Origin of the sequence: Mesorhizobium sp. M1322 (genome assembly GCF_040318085.1) — a bacterium.
Classification (GTDB): domain Bacteria; phylum Pseudomonadota; class Alphaproteobacteria; order Rhizobiales; family Rhizobiaceae; genus Mesorhizobium.
This window is the reverse complement of record NZ_JAMYLP010000029.1, coordinates 45,322-62,364: the sequence shown is the minus strand read 5'-3', so window position 1 is coordinate 62,364 and position 17,043 is coordinate 45,322. Positions and strand designations below refer to the sequence as shown.

Below are 17,043 nucleotides of genomic sequence, written 5' to 3'. Positions count from 1 at the left end.
GGCGCTCGGTGGAAGAGCTCGTTCGCGAGAAGGACACGCTGCTGCGCGAACTCCAGCATCGGGTGAAGAACAACCTCCAGATGATCACGGCGTTGATCCGTCTCGAAACCCGCAACGCCACGGAGCCCGATCAGAAGCGGTTTGAGAGGCTCGCCGGGCGTGTCGACGCTCTGGCGATGCTCTACCAGGCGTTATCGGCCGACGAACAGAAGGATGAAGTCGACCTTGGCGTCTATCTCAGCCAGATTGCGTCCGCGGTGATGACTTCGCATGCCGTAGAGGGTATTCGCCTCGACATGAAAGTGGACACATATCCGGTGTCGATCAACGTTGCCATGCCTGCGGGACTGGTCGTGAACGAATTGCTCACCAACGCTTTGAAGCATGCGTTCCGAGGGCGTGAGGGAGGTACGATAACGCTGCACAGCGTCGTAGATGGCGACGGCTGCCGGGTCATCGTTGCCGACGATGGTATCGGCCTGCCGGAGGGCGAGTCATGGCCCAAGCCCGGCAAGCTTGGCGCGCTGATCGCCCGCTCGTTAGCCGAGAATGCCAAGGCGCAGTTCGACGTCAAATCGAGTGCTGGCGAAGGGACGGCGGTCACTATCACCTTTAAGCGATCCGAGGCAGAAAGCTGACAACTCCGCTCTAAATCCATCTGAAGTGCTGCTGCTCGACAGATGTTACGCTGCAAGGCCAGTTCGACTGAGCGGAAGCGAACTTCCGTTTTGGGCCGGAACAGGTAAACCGCATCAGGCACCAAAGCGTCAGATTTCTACCACTAGAGCTGGACTAGCCCCAGCGTTTCGGCCGGAAAAGCGCCTGTTGTGATCGATCAACCGGGGAACGTTTTCGTCAGCCTTCAATTTAAGCAGAGAAGCTGGCTTGGAGCAGATCAATGGGTATTTTTTCTGACCTCGATAAAAAACTGACGGAGAATCTCTACGCCCACGGTAACGACCTCGTCGATCCTGCTGCGGATCTTCCCGAGAAGGTCGAGGAGCGGGTCGAACGCTTGATGCCGTTCGTTCAGCCCGAGGCTCGCGAACTAGTCCGATCGCAAATCCTTGGCCTCATTCACGAGTACAGGAATGAGGATTCCGTCCAATCGACTTAGGCGAGGATCGCCACTTCGAAACCGTGCAGATCCTGCCCTGAATCGAGTTCAACTGCCGTCGTCATCCATCCTGGACTATGGCATGGGGCGTAGGCTGAGCTCCGTCGCTGGTCCGGCCGGTCTGGTCGAACAATAGCCAACCGATGAAGAGCACCGCCAGTACGATCACGATCCACGGGATGGTACGAGGCATGGCATTTTTCCTTCCGTGCCGAACAGCCGGTCAAGACATCGGCTGGCCGTTACCTCGAGGGCTCGGTGCTGCCCGTGTCGGGTTCGGATCCGGCGCCAACGGTCGGGTCAGGCACGACCGGTCTACGTTCTGCCTCGGAACCCTCTGCCTCGATCTCTTGTACGGCCTGATCCCAATGCTCGCGCTCCCGCCCTTCTGGACGGCCTTCACGCTCCCAGACTCCATGGGCTCGCCGCCTAATGCGTCCATGATCGGCCTCTTGATGCCTAATTCCGCGATCGGTGGTTGTTCCGCACGGCCGGGCAGTTCCCGCGCGAAAGGGCACGTCGAACATTCGCAAGCCAGAGAGTAGAATGAACAATATACCTCAGGCACCCGGAGATCTGTCGATGAGAATTCTCGTTGTTGGCGCCACCGGCCTGATCGGCGCTTCGGTCTGCGCCCGCCTCGTTTCCGAAGGACATCAGGTGGTCGGCATCGTCCGTAGCCCTCGGGCAAATGCAGCCCGCGACTACCAGACATTGGTGCTGGGCATGGCGACCGCGCTACGCCCTGAGGATTGGCTGCCGCATCTGACCGGCATCGATGCCGTCGTGAACTGTGCCGGGGTTCTGCAGGACAGCCCTCGCGAAAAGACCGGGCAAGTTCATCGCGATGCGGCGTCGGCTCTTTTTCGCGCCTGCGCGCGGGCCGGCGTTGCCAAGGTAATCCACTTCTCGGCAATGGGTGTCGATCAGGCACAGCCTTCGTCCTTCTCGGCGACGAAATATGCTGGCGATCAGGCCCTCATGGCACTTGATCTGGAATGGATAATCCTTCGCCCTTCCGTGGTGCTCGGCCGGCCTGTGTTTGGGGCCAGTGCATTGTTTCGCGGTCTGGCCTCGCTGCCGGTCCTGCCGTCAATGCCCGATACCGGCTTGCTACAGGTCGTGCAACTCGAGGATGTGGTCTCGACGGTGCTTTTCTTTCTCAATCCCGGCAGTCCGTCTCGTATGGCGCTGGAACTTGCCGGTCCCGAGCAGCTGTCCATGGACGAGATTGTCGGCATTTTCCGCCGTTGGCTCGGCTGGGCTCCGGCAGCCAGGCTTGTCCTGCCTGGATGGGTTGCGCGGCTTCTCTACCGCCTCGGCGATCTTGCCGCGATGCTCGGCTGGCGGCCTCCAATGCGCACCAATGCCGCGAGGGAGATCACGCGAGGGGCGGTCGGAGATCCATCGCATTGGATGTCCCTGACCGGCATGCAGCCACAAAGCCTGGCACAGTTCCTCGCGCTCAATCCGGCAACGGTGCAGGAGAAATGGTTCGCCGGGCTTTATTTCGCCAAGCCTGCAATCTTCGTCGTCCTGCCGTTCTTCTGGATCATGACGGGGATTGTGTCGCTGACCACTGGCTACGGCAACGGCATCGGCCTCATGCAAAGCACGGGGGCTGGCATGTTGTCGGCGCCTGCCGTGATCGCCGGCGCTCTTGCCGACGTCATCGTCGGCGCTCTCATTGCCTGGCGGCCAACGGCGCGAAAAGGCCTCTACGCTGGCATCGCGCTCTCGCTGTTCTATCTGGTCGTGGGGACTTTCCTGCGCCCGGACCTGTGGAACGAACCGCTTGGGCCGTTCCTGAAGGTCTTGCCGATCATCGTCCTTCACTTTGTTGCCTTGGCAATCCTGGAGGAGCGCTGATGCTCTATTTCGTGCTAAAGTACCTGCATGTCATCGGTGCCAGCGTGCTGCTTGGCACCGGCGCCGGCATTGCCTTCTTCATGCTTCTCGCCCACAGGACCGGCAATGCAGCAACAATTGCGGCAGTGGCGCGCATCGTAGTGGTGGCCGACTTTCTCTTCACGGCAACTGCCGTCGTGGCGCAGCCGATAACCGGCGTCGCGCTCGCCTGGCTGGCGGGTTACTCGCTCTCCGAAGGCTGGATCGTGCTTTCCATCGCGCTCTACATCGTCACCGGTGTGTTCTGGCTGCCGGTGGTATGGATGCAGATGGAGATGCGCAATCTGGCGTCCGAAGCCGCCAAAGCGGGGGCTCCGCTGCCGGCCCGGTATATCAGGCTTTTCTGGATGTGGTTCGCCTTTGGCTTTCCCGCCTTTGCTGCCGTCCTCGGGATTTTCTGGCTGATGATCGCGCGACCGGCGATCGAATGGTAAGGCCTTGCCGCGACAGATATCGCGGCTTGGATTCGGTGCTGGAACATCTTTCGCATCAGTGCGTTCGGCGCGGATGGATCAACCCGTGCGCAAACGCCGACATTCAGCCTCATCCGCGACTGAAGCGGATGTGCTCATCGTTGGCGGCGGACCTGCGGGGCTGGCGGCCGCTATCTATCTCGGCAGGTTCCGTCATCGGGTCGTCGTGGTCGACGCGGGTGAGTCGCGCGCGATGCTGATTGCGCAAAGCCGTAACTGCCCCGGATTTCCGGAAGGGGTCAGCGGCCCCGATCTTTTGAAACGCCTTCGCGCCCAGGCTGCCGAATACGGAGCGACACTGGTGCAAGACCAGGCATCATCGATCGAGCCGACCGTAGGCGGGTTTGGCGCCGAGACAAACACGGGGCGGATCGTCGCCCGCAAGGTATTCCTGGCGACAGGTATCGTCGACGTCGTGCCTGCAATTCCGCGTCTGCGCGAGGCCATCGCCAGAGGCAGCGTACGCCTCTGCCCGGTTTGTGACGGCTACGAAGTCATAGATCGTCAGGTCGCGGTCATCGGCCACGAGGCGAGGGCACTGCGAGAGGCCTTGTTCCTCAAGCAATACACGCAGCACGTCACAATGCTCGCACGCTATCTTCCCGATTTTTCCACCACCACACGGCGCGTCGCCATGGAAGAGAACATTGCTATTTGCGACGCGTTCAAGAAGTTTGTTCCCACCGACAGCGGCTACCAGGCCGTCCTCAAGGACGGCGAGGTGCGACATTTCGACGTCATCTATCCGGCGATGGGATGCCAGGTGCGTTCCGAACTCGCACTGGCAATGGGCGTCAAATGCTGCGACGAGGGCTATGTCGTCGTCGACAAGCACCAGCGGACTTCGGTCGATGGGGTGTATGCCATCGGCGACCTGGTCAAGGCCCTGAACCAGATCGCAGTCGCCTTTGGCCAGGCTGCGATAGCCGCGACAGATGCGCACAATGATTTTGCGTTCGGGTACGAATAGCTCTGGAACGTACCCTGCTAATGCATGTCGCGCAAAGTGCAGCGGTTTTGCGATAACGTCTCCGGTGAACGGCTGAGGCCTCCGTGCATCAAAGGCTTGTTAGAACGAGCGCCTGGCTGCATGTTGTTCCGCAGGCTCGAAGGGTCTCTCATTCCGTACACCCTCCTTACCCCGTCCAGTCATTTGACGTGACCCACCGCCTAGTAGCTCGTCCGCTCCCGGATCGATCGGAAGCGGACGAGAATGGAAATTCACCAACGCTGCTGGCCATACCAATCGTCGATATCGCGGCGGAACACGATCCTTGGCGATCGTGGAGGCCCAGGCTCAGTTAATTATCAAGAGTTGTCGCCGTCACTGCTTAAGTCGGGGGAGACGGTTTGATCATCGCCCGTGCCAAGCGCCTGATCCTCATTGCTCGATTGATCTCACCTCCGAATATCAGAACCAGCGCAGCGAGATAGAGAAAGTACAACGCAGCAATAGCGCCCGCCAACCCTGCATAATAGCTCGCATAATTGGCGAAACGCGCAAGATATAACGAAAAGGCACCTGTCAATCCCATCCATATTACGACGGTGAAGAGCACGCCTGGCCAAAGACTAGAGAACCGGGTGCGACGTGCCGGTAGAAATAGATGTGCCGCGAACACGGCTATTGTCAGGATTGTCGCCGCAGAAGGGTACCTCACCAGATCAAGGGTGAAGAAGGCAGGCTCGAAGCGCGGCACGAGCCGATGCGCTGCTGAACCCACGAGCGGGGCCAATACCAGAAGGTAGGCGACTGCCACAAATACCAGTGCGCCTCCAATCACCACCACAACTTGAAGCGCAAAGATTGCTAGCGTCGACCGGTGCTCCCTGATGTCGTAGGCGCGGTTCAGTCCCACGCGAACACTGTCGACCCCTCCGACTGCAAACCAGATAGTCAGCAGGACACCAATACTTGCGACTCCACCGCGTCTTACCGTTAAGACCGCGCGAACCTCTTCGACCAAGGTGCCCACCAAGGGAGCCGGAACAATCCCAATGAGGAATTCTATAAGGCGATTAGCCATGCTCGGATCGCCTATGAAGGCAGTTAGCGAACTGACAAAAATGAGAAACGGAAACATCGCCAGAACCGCACGGAAAGCGATATTTCCGGCGAGCGAAAACACCTCGTCGTCCCAGAGCCGGAGCAAGGCCTCACGCACAACTGCCCGAGCCGCGATCCAGCCACTCCCGCTCACCAAATCCGCCGGCTGATCGCTGAGAATGCCCGAATGCTTATGACCGCCCGCACTTTCAGACATGACGTTTGTCGCTCGCTAGATTCAACGAATCGCCATTAGAGTTTTCGCCGCGCAGGTCATTTCGTCGCGTTCGCAAGCTCTTTTGCATCTTGGTATCGGGGAACCAGTCGTGATCACAAGGTTCGAAATCGGTTTTCGCTCCCATGCTTGCCTCTTGCTCGATGCCGCCAATCAGAAGAAGTTGCAGTACGAAAACACGCCACATTTCATTACGTTGCATCGTGATTAACGAAGCGACCGATCGGTGGAGGGGCACGACTGGCCAAGAATCAGACGACGTCTCGCCTAAGGAGTATCTCGATCTGCGCCTGGTCGATAATGGCGCCTCGGCCTGGTCGCACATTCTTCGTAGATTAACAGACCGGAGCGGCGGCCTCGCCCGCTTGGCGCAGCGGGCTCACCGGCTTGCCGAAGGCGGAACCTTGCGGCGCCTTGGTACACGCTCTTCCTGGCGTAACCCTCAGCCTTCCGGCGCAGCGGCCTCGCGCGTAAATCTAATCGTCACGCGCATTCTTTTCCCTGGAGGCGATTCGACCGTCACTCCCGCCTTCGCATTCTCGCGCAGCGCCTCGACCACCAAGGTCCCGAGCTTTCCGCGCTTTGGCCATTCGGCGCCCGGAGGAAGTCCAACGCTGCCGTCGGCAATGATCACTTGGGAACCTTTGCTGTCGGCGGTGCTATGCAACGTTATTGTTCCACCCTCGCGGCCAGTAAAGGCATGCTTGACCGCATTGGTCAGGAGTTCGTTCACAACCAGCCCGGTCGGCATGGCGACATTCACTGACACCGGGTAGGCATCCACTTTCAGATCGAGGCGAATACCCTCTCCTGCGTGTGAACGCATGACGCCTGATGCGATCTGACTGAGATAAACCCCAAGGAGGGGGTGTACGCCATCGGCGACCTGGTCAAGGCCCTGAACCAGATCGCAGTCGCTTTCGGCCAGGCTGCGATAGCCGCGACCGATGCGCACAATGCCTTCGGGTACGAATAAAGAGGCACAGATGTATGGTAGGGGGATTATACGGCGAACGGGATGGCGCCAGCTAGTGTCATGTTGCTGGGTTCCCCAGCCCCTCCACCAGCGTGCTCAAGGCTGCATCCAAGGGCGCCGATCCCACCTTCTCGGGCACCAGGAGCCCATCGATCGCAAGCATGGTCATGCCGTGGACGAGTCCCCAGGCGGCTGCCGCCTGACCTTCTATAGGCCGCTTGCGAATGCTCCCCGCGGCCTGGCCGCGCCGGAGGATTTCGAGGAGAACATCGAATACCGCCAGCGCCCGCTCATTGAGATGCATTCCCACCGCCTTTCCCTCCTCCGCGCTAAACATCAGGCGGTACAGAGCCGGGTTGTCCGTTCCGAACGCGACGTAGGCACGAGCTATCGGAGTAATTTCGTCGCGCAGAGTTTTGGCCGCCTTGGGCTTCGCAGCCGCTAAGGACGCGCGCAACCGGTCGAACCCAATCATAGCGATCTCCGCAAGCAGCGCCGCCTTATCGGGGAAGTGCTTGTAGGGTGCCGCGTGGCTTACGCCAGCCCGGCGGGCGACTTCCCGCAGCGTGAACTGCCAGCCCTTTTCCTCCCGAAGCATATCCAACGCCGTCTCGATAACCGCACGACGGAGATCACCGTGGTGATAGGGGCGGTTGGGTGCGTCCTGCATAGTACCTCAAAGTTTCTTGTGAATACATTGTTGACAGTGGCTACTTAAGGCAATCGCAAAAATCACCGACGCGGATCGGCTAGGCAGTCTCCTCGCCAGTCAGCGTGCTGCCTTCCTGCGGGACGGAGCGCCTTCGCTGGCGCAGCGACGCGCTGATCTGGCCAAGTTCAGGGCCACGATCATCGGGCACCGCAAAGCGATCGAAGATGCCATCAATGCCGATTTCGGGCATCGCTCTAGGCACGAAACGGCGATCATGGAGGTCGGAGGGGTCGCCGAGGGCACGAAGTATCTGATCCGAAACCTTCGCAAATTCATGGCGCCGACCCGCCGCCACGTCGCCCTGCATATGCGAATGGGCAACGCTCGCATCGAATATCAGCCGCTTGGCGTCGTCGGCGTCATGTCGCCGTGGAACTATCCGGTGAACCTCGCGCTGATGCCGGTCGTAACGGCCATCGCCGCCGGGAACCGGGTGATGCTGAAACCTTCGGAGTTTACACCCGTCACCAATTCGCTGCTCGCGAAGATGCTGGGCGAGGTCTTCCCCGAGGACCAGTTCGCGATCGTCACCGGCGATGCGGCCGCAGGGGTGGCATTCTCTGCCTTGCCGTTCGACCATCTCGTGTTCACCGGTAGCACCGCGGTGGGACGGTCGGTGATGAAGGCCGCTAGCGACAACCTTGTCCCGGTCACCCTTGAACTGGGGGGCAAATCGCCTAGCATCGTCGCCAAAGGCCACTCCCTCGACCGGGCGGCGGCGTCCATTGCTTTCGGCAAACTACTCAACGCCGGCCAGACGTGCATCGCCCCCGATTACGCACTCGTCCACGAAAACGACGTCGACTCGTTTGTCGGGACGTATGGGCGGAAAGTGACGTCCTTCTATGCGGACGGGCCGAGGAGTGAACACTATACTTCCATCATCAACGAGCGGCATTATGCCCGGCTTCAGAGCCTGATCGACGATGCCCGTTCCACAGGAGCGCGGATCATCGAGGTCGGCAACCGGCCTGGCGATGCATCCCGTCGCCCCGACACGCTGGCGCCAACCGTCGTCCTCGGCGTCACAAACGACATGCGCATTGCTCATGAGGAGATCTTCGGCCCGATCCTGCCGATTTTTCCCTACCGCGACATCGAAGAAGCGATCGCCTATGTGAACGTCCGACCCCGGCCACTCGCGCTCTACTATTTCGGGGCCGATGATGAAGACCGACGCATGGTGCTGAGCCGAACAACCTCAGGCAACGTCACTATCAACGGGACGATCATGCACATCGCCCAGGATGACTTGCCGTTCGGCGGCGTCGGGGCCAGCGGCATGGGCGCTTACCACGGCGTCGAGGGTTTCCGTACCCTCAGCCATGCCAAGGGGATCTATGAGCAGGGTCGCTGGAACCTCTCCAACCTGCTACACGCCCCGTTCAGACAGCCGATCGATACCATCCTCAACATGATGCTTCGGTGATCGGAATTCCGTTTCCCACTGAAGCCGAGAGAGCATCAGCACATGACCACCGACCCATCGTTGCCGCTACGCGGCTCATGCGAATGCGGCGCCTGCTCGTTCGAGGTGCATACCTCGCCGAAAGCCAGGTTCCGGTGCCACTGTCTGATCTGCCAGGCTTTCAACGGCAAACCGTTCGCGGATGTGGTCGCCGTTCGCGCCAAGGATGTCGTGCTGAGAAACGCCGGCAATATTTCATTCAAGAAATACCGTCCGCCTCCGAACTTCAATCGCGGGGTCTGCCGGACCTGCGGCAAGCCGGTTGTGGAGGTTGCGGGCGTCGGGCCGTTCAAGGTGATGTTCATCCCGGCCAGCACTTTCGAGCCCGAGGCCGGGCTGCCGCCGGTTCGGATCGACATGTTCTATCACCGTCGTGTGCTGGAGATGCCCGATAGCGTGCCCAAATACAGCGGCTATTTCGCGAGCGAGTTGGCGATCGGGAAGCTGATCATGAGTGGCTTGTGATGTGCCGAGTCGATTTATTTGGGTGGCCATCCACGTGATGGCTCGGCGCTGTTCGGCATCTGTCCTGCGGCACCATCGGCTGGTTCTTCGGCAAGATCGGTTAGGTTCATCACGGCGCTCACCGAACTGAGCTATGCTTTTGGGCGTGACATGGCAGCGCGGGGATCCGCCCAGATCCTTACCGAAGTTCACGGGGGACGGCTCACGTATATCTGTGCCCGTTTCATGTTCGAGGGCCGATAAGCTCTCGAACCCTACCTCGCTAGCGCAGCATGGCTGCTAGCACGAAGACCGCGGCCGCTACGAGAACGACTGCGGCAATCACCAGCACCGGCCAGTTCTTGCCAGGCTGAAGACCAGGCTTGCTTTCCACCGGCCGCATCGCATTGGCAAAGCTTGCTTCATTCGCGAACTCTGGCTGTCGCCGTGGACGAGCCTCGCCAGCAGGATTTGGCACATCTGCCGCTTCTGCGTCGGTCTCTTCAGGTGCAGCGGCAGGGTCGAACCCCGGGGTTTTATCCTGTGTCGCCCCGGCCTGAATATCGCCTCTCGCTTTGGCGGGCGTCTGATCTCGTCGTGCGGCCATCACGGTCTCCCTGGCAACCAAACTTTGATCTGCCCCAGCGGTTCCAGTCTGCGCCCGATTTGCTAAACACACCCCATTTCTGAGCACACCCCATTTGCTGGACACATTTGGCGACGATCCGGGCCTCTCCGGAACAGAGAAGGCCTTTCGCAGTTGTGTCGGATCATCGCCTGGTGAGTTGGCTATGCCGTCTGCACTCGAGCAACTGGCTCAATCCGTGAAAGAGCGACGAGCGATCTTGTTCGTTGGGGCGGGGGTGTCGATGAGCGTCGGCCTGCCGTCCTGGGAAAAGCTCATCGAGCATATGGAGGATGAACTCGGTCTCGACCGCGACATGGCCGACATGCCTGAACCCAGCTACCAGGCTCTTGCCGAATATTACCGGCTGAAGCATGGGAGTCTCGGCCCCTTGCGCAGCTGGATGGATCGCGAATGGAGCGTCTCGCGGGAAAAAGTCAAGGGATCGGCGATCCACAAGCTGATCGTGTCACTCGATTTCCCGATCATCTACACCACCAACTATGATCGGAACCTTGAGGTTGCGTTCGAAGTCCACGACCGCCCGTTCGTAAAAGTTGCCAATGCCAAGGATATCGCCAAGGTGAACGGCGAGGTTACCCAGATCATCAAATACCACGGCGATTTCGACGACGATGCATCTCTGGTCCTGGCGGAGTCCGACTATTTCGAGCGGCTGTCGTTCGAGTCGCCGCTGGATGTGAAGTTTCGTGCCGACGCACTGGGGCGCACTATCCTGTTCATCGGTTACAGCATGTCCGACATGAACATCCGCCTGTTGCTGTATCGGCTTTGGGAAACCTGGCGCCGGTCCGGCTACGAAAAGAACCGTCCGAAATCGTTCGTCTTCATGCCGCAACCGAGCGTCATCCAGGAAGCGGTCCTCGGACGCTGGGGTATCGACATGCTGACCGAGGCGGCCGAGCGGCCGGAGGATGCTCTGGTGGCATTCCTGAGCAAGCTCAAGGACGCGATAGACAACACCTGAAAGGCGATATGATGCACCGCGCTTGAAGCCGAACGGGTGACGGCAAATTCGGAGCGTCGCTCTATTCGGCCCCGCCGGGAACATTGTCGATCGCTGCGGCGTTCATAGCCGGGAAGGGATGTTGTTTGCGGAGGCCTATAATGGGCCACTTCGATATGATCGATCTCGTTTCCGTCATCGATGCCTGCACGACCGGCCGCGCCGTAGGGCGTTTGGTGTCGATGGCCAAAGCCGTGGAAGAGTTGCGCGTGCTGACCGGGGATTTCATCTCGCCGGACGAAGTAGTGGCCAATGCCCTGTCGCCGGTGGCGTGGGGACGCGGCTGCGCGGTCCTGTTCGACGAGCAGCCGGGCGCCGATATCCTGCACACGCCATGGCAAGAGGCCTGACTGCCGCAGGACGCCTGAGCGTTGCCGAATATCGGCAGCCGCGCCAGCGGGTGCCGCGTCTGCTTGCGATGTCGCATATGCCGCAGTGGGGAGCACTGGCGGCAGTTGGAACCCGGCCGTCAGGGGTCTGTTTAACGCTATGATGAGGCAATCGGAGAGACGCCATGACTAAAAACGAGACCCGTTACGAACATGGTGCGACCAAGTACCCGGCCAAGAAAGATGCCGACGCGTCGGATCAATTTTCCCAAGAGGCGGCCGCCAACAAGAAGCCTGCCGGCGGGATGGGGCTGACACCGTCGAGGGACGAGGTGGAGGACAAGACCCGTCAGTCCGAAGGGCAAAACCCGCCCAGTCAGTCCACGCCCAGTGCCGCGACCGAAAAGACATCCGGCGCCGGTCCGTCGATCGCTGAGCGTTCCAAGGACGCTAAGGCTGCGAAGAGCCGCCGCCAGCCAGGCGCCTACGTCAAGGGCTGACCGGCCAGGGAACCTGCAGTCAGCCCATCATTGTCTTCAGCGGCTCCCGAGCGAGGTTTGCTTCGATCTCTTTACGGCCTGGCGTTTGCCGCAGCGCTGTGCGCATGTTCTTGCGATATTCGTCCGGCATGCGCGGCGGCAGCATAGGTTCATACGCGTCGACGACCGCCTCTATGATCACAGGACCTTCCGCGGCAAAAGCGGCATCAAGGATCCCATCGACGTCCTCAGGCCGGGTGACGCTGTAGCCGATGCCTCCCATAGCCTCCGCGGCCAAGGCGAAATCGATCGGCTGTAGCTCGCAGGCAAATTGCGGGTTGCCGAGAAACATCATTTGCTCCCAGGCGATCTGGTTGAGCATGTTGTTCTTGATCACCAGAACCTTGAGCGGAATCTTGTAGCGCACGGCCGTTGAAAATTCGCCAAGCTGCATTGCCAGCCCGCCATCGCCCACCACCGCGAAAACCGGCCGGCCCGGAAAGGCGATCCCGCCGGCAATCGCGTAGGGCAGCCCGCAGGCCATCGATGCCAGCGAGCCGGAGACGGCGAAATCCTGTCCTGCCTTGATATCGATATGACGGGCGGCAAGTTCGGTGTTCTGACCGGAATCGCTAGCCAGGATCGCATTGGCCGGCATTCGGTCGCCGAACGCCTTGACGACGCGTTGCGGCTTGAGCGGCACGTCGTCCCGGCTTTCCGCCTCAGCCATCATCTTGCGCCAACGCTGTAAGCTCTGTTGCGCGTTCTCAAGAAATGATCTGTCCTGCTTTGGCTTCAGCCTTTCATTGAGCAATTGCAGCGTGATGGCCGCATCGCCGACGAGACCAGCCTCGACGGGATGGCGAAGGCCGATGCGCTGCGCGTTGCGGTCGATCTGCACGCCGCGCGCCTTGCCGGGCTTGGGATAGTATTCGATGTAGGGGAAGGTCGAGCCGACGATCAGCAGCGCCTCGCATTCCTCCATGATCTCCTGCGAGGTCAGCGAGCCCAATATGCCTATTCCGCCCATGACGTGCGGGTGATCGTCCGGCAGGACGGCTTTGCCGAGCAAAGCCTTAGCGACGGGTGCGGCGAGGAGTTCCGCCGTCCTCTCGAGTTCGGCCTGCGCATGCAGCGCACCGCGCCCGGCGAGTATCGCCACCTTTGAGGCAGTGTTGAGAATGTCAGCTGCAAGAGCAAGCTGGGCTTCGTCGGGTCGCTTGTCCGCTTCGAACCACCGTTCGGCTGTGTGTCTTGGAAGGTTACGGGGCGAGCGCTTTGCCGACGTCTGTTCCTGGACGTCGCTGGCTATCGAGAGATGGGAGACGCCGCGTCCCGCAAGCGCGGAACGACAGGCCAGGCCGGCAACGTTTTCCATATGCGCTGCGTCGGTCACTTGCGTGTTGAAGATGGCGACGTCGTTGAAAACGCGGGTGAGATCGACATCCTGCTGCGTGAATGTCTCGATCAGGTCATGGAACTGCATGCCGGTTATGGCAAGGACCGGCGCCTGGTCGAGTTTTGCGTCGTAAAGGCCGGTGAGCAGGTGAGTGCCTCCTGGCCCTGACGTGGCGAGGCAGACACCGAGCTTGCCGGTCCATTTGGCATAGGCCGTTGCCATGAAGGCCGCGGATTCCTCGTGCCGCACCTGTACGAAGCGGATCTTGTCCTGCCTTGTGCGCAGCGCCTCCATGATACCGTTTATGCCGTCCCCCGGCAGGCCGAAGATCACGCGCACGTCCCAGGCGATCAAGGTGTCGACAAGGATCTCGGCAGTGTTGGGCATGGTTGCCTCCTGTGTGTCTGGTAAGTTCTGTCCTGGGCCTGCAGCTTTACGCCTCGCTGTGGAGTGGCGTCAGGCGTGGACATCGGCGATCAGTCGCCGAACGACGGAGATGCCGGGATGTTCCATCGGAACGGCAGCGTTGCGATCGGCAGCGGCTGCTGAGAGGCCGCGCCGCGGCTTCTGCTTGGCAAGACGCCCCAAGGGCCCGGAGTTCAAGCCAGCACTCGGGCTGTCGGAAGTGGGCTAACGGCGAGATCAAGATGGCGCCGAAAAACAAAAAACCCGCCGGCGGCGGGTCGCTGGCGCAAATCAGCACCATCGCCAGATCAATAGCATAACTGCCGTCACAAAGCAAGGATTCGCTCGCAGCAATCGCAAGCTCGCGTGGTCGATTGGCTAATTGCTGGAGATTGGCGGCAGAGTCCAGGAACGGTTATGGCGCCTTCTCGGTTGTGAGGGAAAGGAGATGTTGCATGTTTGAGAACAGCATGTGGTTGCTCGTCGTTGCAGGCGGTCCCCTGATACTGGCAATCCTGATCGCCTACGCACTCCTCACGCGACGTCGTCGCGGTCCCGCAGAACGCAGGGAGAGCGAGCAGGCGACCGAGCGCTTGTACCGCGAGGAGGAGGAGAAAGATTGACGGATCATGGCAGATGCGGATGAGCAGCCCGGAGTCGATGAGCGATGGACGTTTATTCGACCGTCATTTCGGAACGATCCCGCCGCCCTGCCATTATCGCCATAAGGACAGGCTCAGATCGTGGTGGCCCACGAGTGGTCCGCTTCGGCAAGGGCCGTGGCCTCGCAATCCGGCAAGTCGATGATGCCGCCAGCGGTCTGGGCCTCAAATCGAACGCAAGGCATCTTGGAGGAACCAATGGCTGGACGCAGGACCCATGAGCAGCAATTGCGCATCATTGAAAAGCGGGAGAACACCAAGGGCGCCGGCAAGGATTTCGACGCGGAGGCGGATCTGAAGCGATCAGCAGCGGAACGTGAAGCGCTGCGCAAGGGATCGGAAATCAGGTCCAAGACACCCGACCTTGTTGACCCTGACGATCGCAACATCCTTCGCGGAGAAAATCAGGAGAGCGTTCATCACAAGAACCGTCCCGACGACTGAGAATTGGAGCAAGCCTATGGCAAAAGGTAGCAAGAAGCACATCGGAGCGGGTGCACGGGGAAAGGGTTCTGGTACAGGTGCCATGACCACAACCCCAAAAGACAAGCTCGAAGAAAACCAAATCCTGTCCAACCGCGACAAGGCTCAGCATACGAAGGAACGCGGTCTGGATTCCAAGCAGGTCGCAACTGAGCAGCGCCAGGATCACGCTGCCAATCGTTTGCGGGACTGACGGCTCACTCTCTGTATGGGAGCGGTGGTGTGCCCCTCGGCCTTCCTTTCAGGGTGCTGACGAGCTCAAGGGGAGGGGCGCGGTACGGCTCAGGCCCAATTCGCCACTGAAAAGCGGCTCTAACGGATGGCGCGATTATTTTGAGTTCGTTAGAGCGGGATGCCCGGTTCAGCTAAAACATCCCGCTCTAGCCGGCAGATCCCATCGACGATTTGCTCTCGAACTGCTCTGCCTCACGCAGCAGCCGGATCACCTCCGCGTCCGTGGTCTGCGCGAAATCCTCGTAATACCGGCCCACCGCAACAAACGGCTCGGGCGTGGCGAGACAGACCACTTCGTCCACATCGGCTTTTACCAGGTCGAGCGTATCCTGGGGTGCTACCGGAACGGCCAAGACAACATGCGCGGCCCGATCCTTCCTTAACGCCTTGAGCGCCACTCTGACCGTGCCTCCGGTCGCTATGCCGTCATCGACGACAATGACAGTCCGGCCCAGGGCCGAAGCCGCAGGCCGGCTGCCGAAATAGAGATTTCTGCGGCGTTCTATTTCGAGCAGTTGCCGCCGCTTCTCTGCTTCGACGTAGTCGTCTGACGGCTGGACCAAAGCCATCGCCTCCTCGTTGAGGACGAGCTGCGGATTTTCCCCGTCGACGACCGCGCCGATGCCATATTCGGAATGGCCCGGCGCGCCGATCTTGCGCACAAGCAGCACGTCGAGCCGGGCACGGAGTGCCTTCGCCACTTCGAAGCCGACCGGCACTCCGCCGCGCGGCAGCGCCAGCACCAGAGGATCGGTTGCCGCAAACCCGGTCAAGGCGGCGGCAAGCTGGCGCCCTGCAGCCGTTCGATCCCTGAATCTCGGCGCGTCGAAGATCATGGCGTCACTTCTGCTCCTCGACCGCGAGCTCGATCGCCTGCTTCATCTCGGCGCCAAGCGCTGCCGCATTTCCCGACAATGGAGCCCTGATTGCGATCCGGATCGCTTCCGACATTGACATGGTCCTTGCTGCCGGCGAGCTATTGTCTGTCCGAACTGCGCTTGCGCTCATCGGTTCCTTCTCGAACCGGAAAAATGATGAATTCGACGGCATCGGCTAACGTCAGGTCCTCTCGGCGGTCGAAGAGAAGCGATCTTGCTCGCCAGCCTTGGCCGGGACGGCGAGCGCTGCTGGAACAATCGATCACCTTGATGCGTTCGACTGTTTTAAACCTGCCGGGGTTCCCGATGGCGCCACGCCCTTTCTGGAAAGGCTATCTGAAGCTTTCGCTCGTGACCTGTCCGGTTGCGATGACGCCCGCTACCACCGAGAGCGAAAAGGTCCGGTTCCATACGCTCAATCGCAAGAGCGGGCATCGGGTGGTCAGCCAATATGTCGATGCCGTCAGCGGCAAGCCCGTTGCTGAAGACGACGAGGTCAAGGGCTATCAGCGCGGCGAGGACGAATACGTGCTGCTCGAGGACGATGAGATCGACGCAGTCGCGCTGGAGAGCACGCGAACCATCGACATCGACATGTTCGTCGATGCCGACAGCATCGGCTGGATCTGGTACGACAAGCCTCACTATCTCACCCCTGACGATCCGGTCGGGGAGGAAGCATTCTCGGTCATTCGCGACGCGATGCAGTCGACAGGGACAGTCGGAATATCGCGACTGGTCATGTACCGCCGCGAGCGCGCCGTCATGCTTGAACCACGAGGCAAGGGCATCGTGCTGTGGACACTGCGCTATGGCGACGAGGTTCGCGATCCTGAGGATTATTTCGGCAAGATCGAAGACGCCAAACCCGACCCGAAACTGATGGATATGGTCTCGACCTTGATCGATGAGCGAACCAGGCAGTGGGATCCCGCCATGACCGGAGATCCCGTCCAGGCGCGGCTGCTGGAGATCATTGCCTCGAAGAAGAAGGGCAAGAAGCATCCAGCCAAGGCGAAGGCCAAGGCCGAGCAACCGCCAAGCAACGTGATCAACATCATGGATGCGCTGCGCAAGAGCCTCGGCTCGGAAACCGGAAAGCGAAAATAGGCGCCTGGGAGCAGGCTCGGTCGGGACAAAGG

At 60.3% G+C, this 17,043-nt stretch carries 22 protein-coding genes and 1 pseudogene; 14 read left to right on the top strand and 9 right to left on the bottom strand.

From position 1 onward, the window contains the following. A partial coding sequence (locus tag NKH12_RS13705; RefSeq protein WP_352953598.1) for a histidine kinase dimerization/phosphoacceptor domain -containing protein occupies window positions 1-638 on the top strand: 638 nt, incomplete at its 5' end. Window positions 639-898: 260 nt separating this feature from the next. Further along, entirely contained in the window at window positions 899-1,117 is a 219-nt protein-coding gene (locus NKH12_RS13700) for a hypothetical protein (protein WP_352953597.1), read from the top strand. Between the two features lie 61 nt (window positions 1,118-1,178). Here NKH12_RS13700 and NKH12_RS13695 read toward each other — a convergent pair whose 3' ends face one another. Continuing rightward, window positions 1,179-1,310 carry a hypothetical protein gene (locus tag NKH12_RS13695; RefSeq protein ID WP_352953596.1) on the bottom strand — a complete coding sequence of 44 codons (132 nt, stop codon included), beginning with the start codon at window positions 1,308-1,310 and terminating at the stop codon, window positions 1,179-1,181. A gap of 49 nt (window positions 1,311-1,359) precedes the next feature. Next, window positions 1,360-1,644 (bottom strand): DUF2934 domain-containing protein, encoded by a 285-nt coding sequence (locus NKH12_RS13690; RefSeq protein ID WP_352953595.1) that lies wholly within the window; start codon window positions 1,642-1,644, stop codon window positions 1,360-1,362. A 55-nt stretch (window positions 1,645-1,699) separates the two neighbouring features. Here NKH12_RS13690 and NKH12_RS13685 point away from each other — a divergent pair, with 55 nt between their 5' ends. The 3 genes from NKH12_RS13685 to NKH12_RS13675 all read left to right on the top strand — a co-directional run bounded on the left by NKH12_RS13685 (window position 1,700) and on the right by NKH12_RS13675 (window position 4,468). Next, window positions 1,700-2,986 carry an SDR family oxidoreductase gene (locus NKH12_RS13685; protein WP_352953594.1) on the top strand — a complete coding sequence of 429 codons (1,287 nt, stop codon included), beginning with the start codon at window positions 1,700-1,702 and terminating at the stop codon, window positions 2,984-2,986. After that, window positions 2,986-3,459 carry a DUF2269 family protein gene (locus NKH12_RS13680; protein ID WP_352953593.1) on the top strand — a complete coding sequence of 158 codons (474 nt, stop codon included), beginning with the start codon at window positions 2,986-2,988 and terminating at the stop codon, window positions 3,457-3,459. The genes NKH12_RS13685 and NKH12_RS13680 overlap by 1 nt, the downstream gene beginning before the upstream one ends. Window positions 3,460-3,544: 85 nt before the next feature. Next, window positions 3,545-4,468: an NAD(P)/FAD-dependent oxidoreductase gene (locus tag NKH12_RS13675; protein ID WP_352953592.1), complete on the top strand. Its 924-nt coding sequence runs from the start codon at window positions 3,545-3,547 to the stop codon at window positions 4,466-4,468. A 361-nt stretch (window positions 4,469-4,829) separates the two neighbouring features. Here NKH12_RS13675 and NKH12_RS13670 read toward each other — a convergent pair whose 3' ends face one another. The 4 genes and pseudogenes from NKH12_RS13670 to NKH12_RS13655 form a co-directional block, all read right to left on the bottom strand. Further along, on the bottom strand, window positions 4,830-5,762 hold the full coding sequence (locus NKH12_RS13670; RefSeq protein WP_352953591.1) for a YihY/virulence factor BrkB family protein: 933 nt from the start codon (window positions 5,760-5,762) through the stop codon (window positions 4,830-4,832). Then, a complete protein-coding gene (locus tag NKH12_RS13665) occupies window positions 5,755-5,982 on the bottom strand; it encodes a hypothetical protein (RefSeq protein ID WP_352953590.1) in 228 nt (75 codons plus the stop codon). The genes NKH12_RS13670 and NKH12_RS13665 overlap by 8 nt, the downstream gene beginning before the upstream one ends. Before the next feature lie 240 nt (window positions 5,983-6,222). Then, window positions 6,223-6,642: pseudogene (locus tag NKH12_RS13660) on the bottom strand (ATP-binding protein); the annotation flags it as partial. Between the two features lie 172 nt (window positions 6,643-6,814). Continuing rightward, the gene (locus NKH12_RS13655) at window positions 6,815-7,426 is read right to left on the bottom strand and encodes a TetR/AcrR family transcriptional regulator (protein ID WP_352953589.1); all 612 of its coding nucleotides are present in this window, start codon (window positions 7,424-7,426) and stop codon (window positions 6,815-6,817) included. Window positions 7,427-7,478: 52 nt separating this feature from the next. Between NKH12_RS13655 and NKH12_RS13650 the strand changes: the two genes are divergently transcribed. Further along, window positions 7,479-8,897 carry a coniferyl aldehyde dehydrogenase gene (locus NKH12_RS13650; RefSeq protein WP_352953602.1) on the top strand — a complete coding sequence of 473 codons (1,419 nt, stop codon included), beginning with the start codon at window positions 7,479-7,481 and terminating at the stop codon, window positions 8,895-8,897. Window positions 8,898-8,939: 42 nt separating this feature from the next. Next, window positions 8,940-9,401 carry a GFA family protein gene (locus NKH12_RS13645; protein WP_352953588.1) on the top strand — a complete coding sequence of 154 codons (462 nt, stop codon included), beginning with the start codon at window positions 8,940-8,942 and terminating at the stop codon, window positions 9,399-9,401. 262 nt (window positions 9,402-9,663) lie between these two features. Here the strand turns inward: NKH12_RS13645 and NKH12_RS13640 are convergent, their stop codons facing one another. Beyond that, window positions 9,664-9,987, bottom strand: a complete 324-nt coding sequence (locus NKH12_RS13640; RefSeq protein ID WP_352953587.1) for a hypothetical protein — start codon at window positions 9,985-9,987, stop codon at window positions 9,664-9,666. A gap of 184 nt (window positions 9,988-10,171) precedes the next feature. Between NKH12_RS13640 and NKH12_RS13635 the strand changes: the two genes are divergently transcribed. The 3 genes from NKH12_RS13635 to NKH12_RS13625 all read left to right on the top strand — a co-directional run bounded on the left by NKH12_RS13635 (window position 10,172) and on the right by NKH12_RS13625 (window position 11,861). Further along, a complete protein-coding gene (locus NKH12_RS13635; protein ID WP_502910791.1) occupies window positions 10,172-10,993 on the top strand; it encodes an SIR2 family NAD-dependent protein deacylase in 822 nt (273 codons plus the stop codon). A 140-nt stretch (window positions 10,994-11,133) separates the two neighbouring features. Further along, window positions 11,134-11,382 (top strand): hypothetical protein, encoded by a 249-nt coding sequence (locus NKH12_RS13630; RefSeq protein ID WP_352953585.1) that lies wholly within the window; start codon window positions 11,134-11,136, stop codon window positions 11,380-11,382. A gap of 164 nt (window positions 11,383-11,546) precedes the next feature. After that, entirely contained in the window at window positions 11,547-11,861 is a 315-nt protein-coding gene (locus NKH12_RS13625; protein WP_352953584.1) for a hypothetical protein, read from the top strand. A gap of 19 nt (window positions 11,862-11,880) precedes the next feature. On the opposite strand, the gene NKH12_RS13620 is transcribed toward NKH12_RS13625, so the two are convergent. After that, window positions 11,881-13,626, bottom strand: coding sequence for a thiamine pyrophosphate-dependent enzyme (locus NKH12_RS13620; protein WP_352953583.1), 1,746 nt, complete (start codon window positions 13,624-13,626; stop codon window positions 11,881-11,883). A gap of 473 nt (window positions 13,627-14,099) precedes the next feature. Here NKH12_RS13620 and NKH12_RS13615 point away from each other — a divergent pair, with 473 nt between their 5' ends. From NKH12_RS13615 to NKH12_RS13605, 3 genes are all read left to right on the top strand, one after another. After that, a complete protein-coding gene (locus NKH12_RS13615) occupies window positions 14,100-14,267 on the top strand; it encodes a hypothetical protein (RefSeq protein ID WP_352953582.1) in 168 nt (55 codons plus the stop codon). 237 nt (window positions 14,268-14,504) lie between these two features. Beyond that, window positions 14,505-14,750, top strand: coding sequence for a hypothetical protein (locus NKH12_RS13610; RefSeq protein WP_029356303.1), 246 nt, complete (start codon window positions 14,505-14,507; stop codon window positions 14,748-14,750). A gap of 16 nt (window positions 14,751-14,766) precedes the next feature. Beyond that, window positions 14,767-14,982: a hypothetical protein gene (locus NKH12_RS13605; RefSeq protein ID WP_127317242.1), complete on the top strand. Its 216-nt coding sequence runs from the start codon at window positions 14,767-14,769 to the stop codon at window positions 14,980-14,982. A 187-nt stretch (window positions 14,983-15,169) separates the two neighbouring features. On the opposite strand, the gene NKH12_RS13600 is transcribed toward NKH12_RS13605, so the two are convergent. Further along, window positions 15,170-15,859 carry a phosphoribosyltransferase gene (locus NKH12_RS13600; protein ID WP_352953581.1) on the bottom strand — a complete coding sequence of 230 codons (690 nt, stop codon included), beginning with the start codon at window positions 15,857-15,859 and terminating at the stop codon, window positions 15,170-15,172. A gap of 348 nt (window positions 15,860-16,207) precedes the next feature. On the opposite strand from NKH12_RS13600, the gene ku reads away from it, so the two are divergent. Further along, complete coding sequence (gene ku / locus NKH12_RS13595; protein ID WP_352953580.1) at window positions 16,208-17,011, top strand: non-homologous end joining protein Ku; 804 nt, start codon at window positions 16,208-16,210, stop codon at window positions 17,009-17,011. Window positions 17,012-17,043 lie beyond the last annotated feature (32 nt).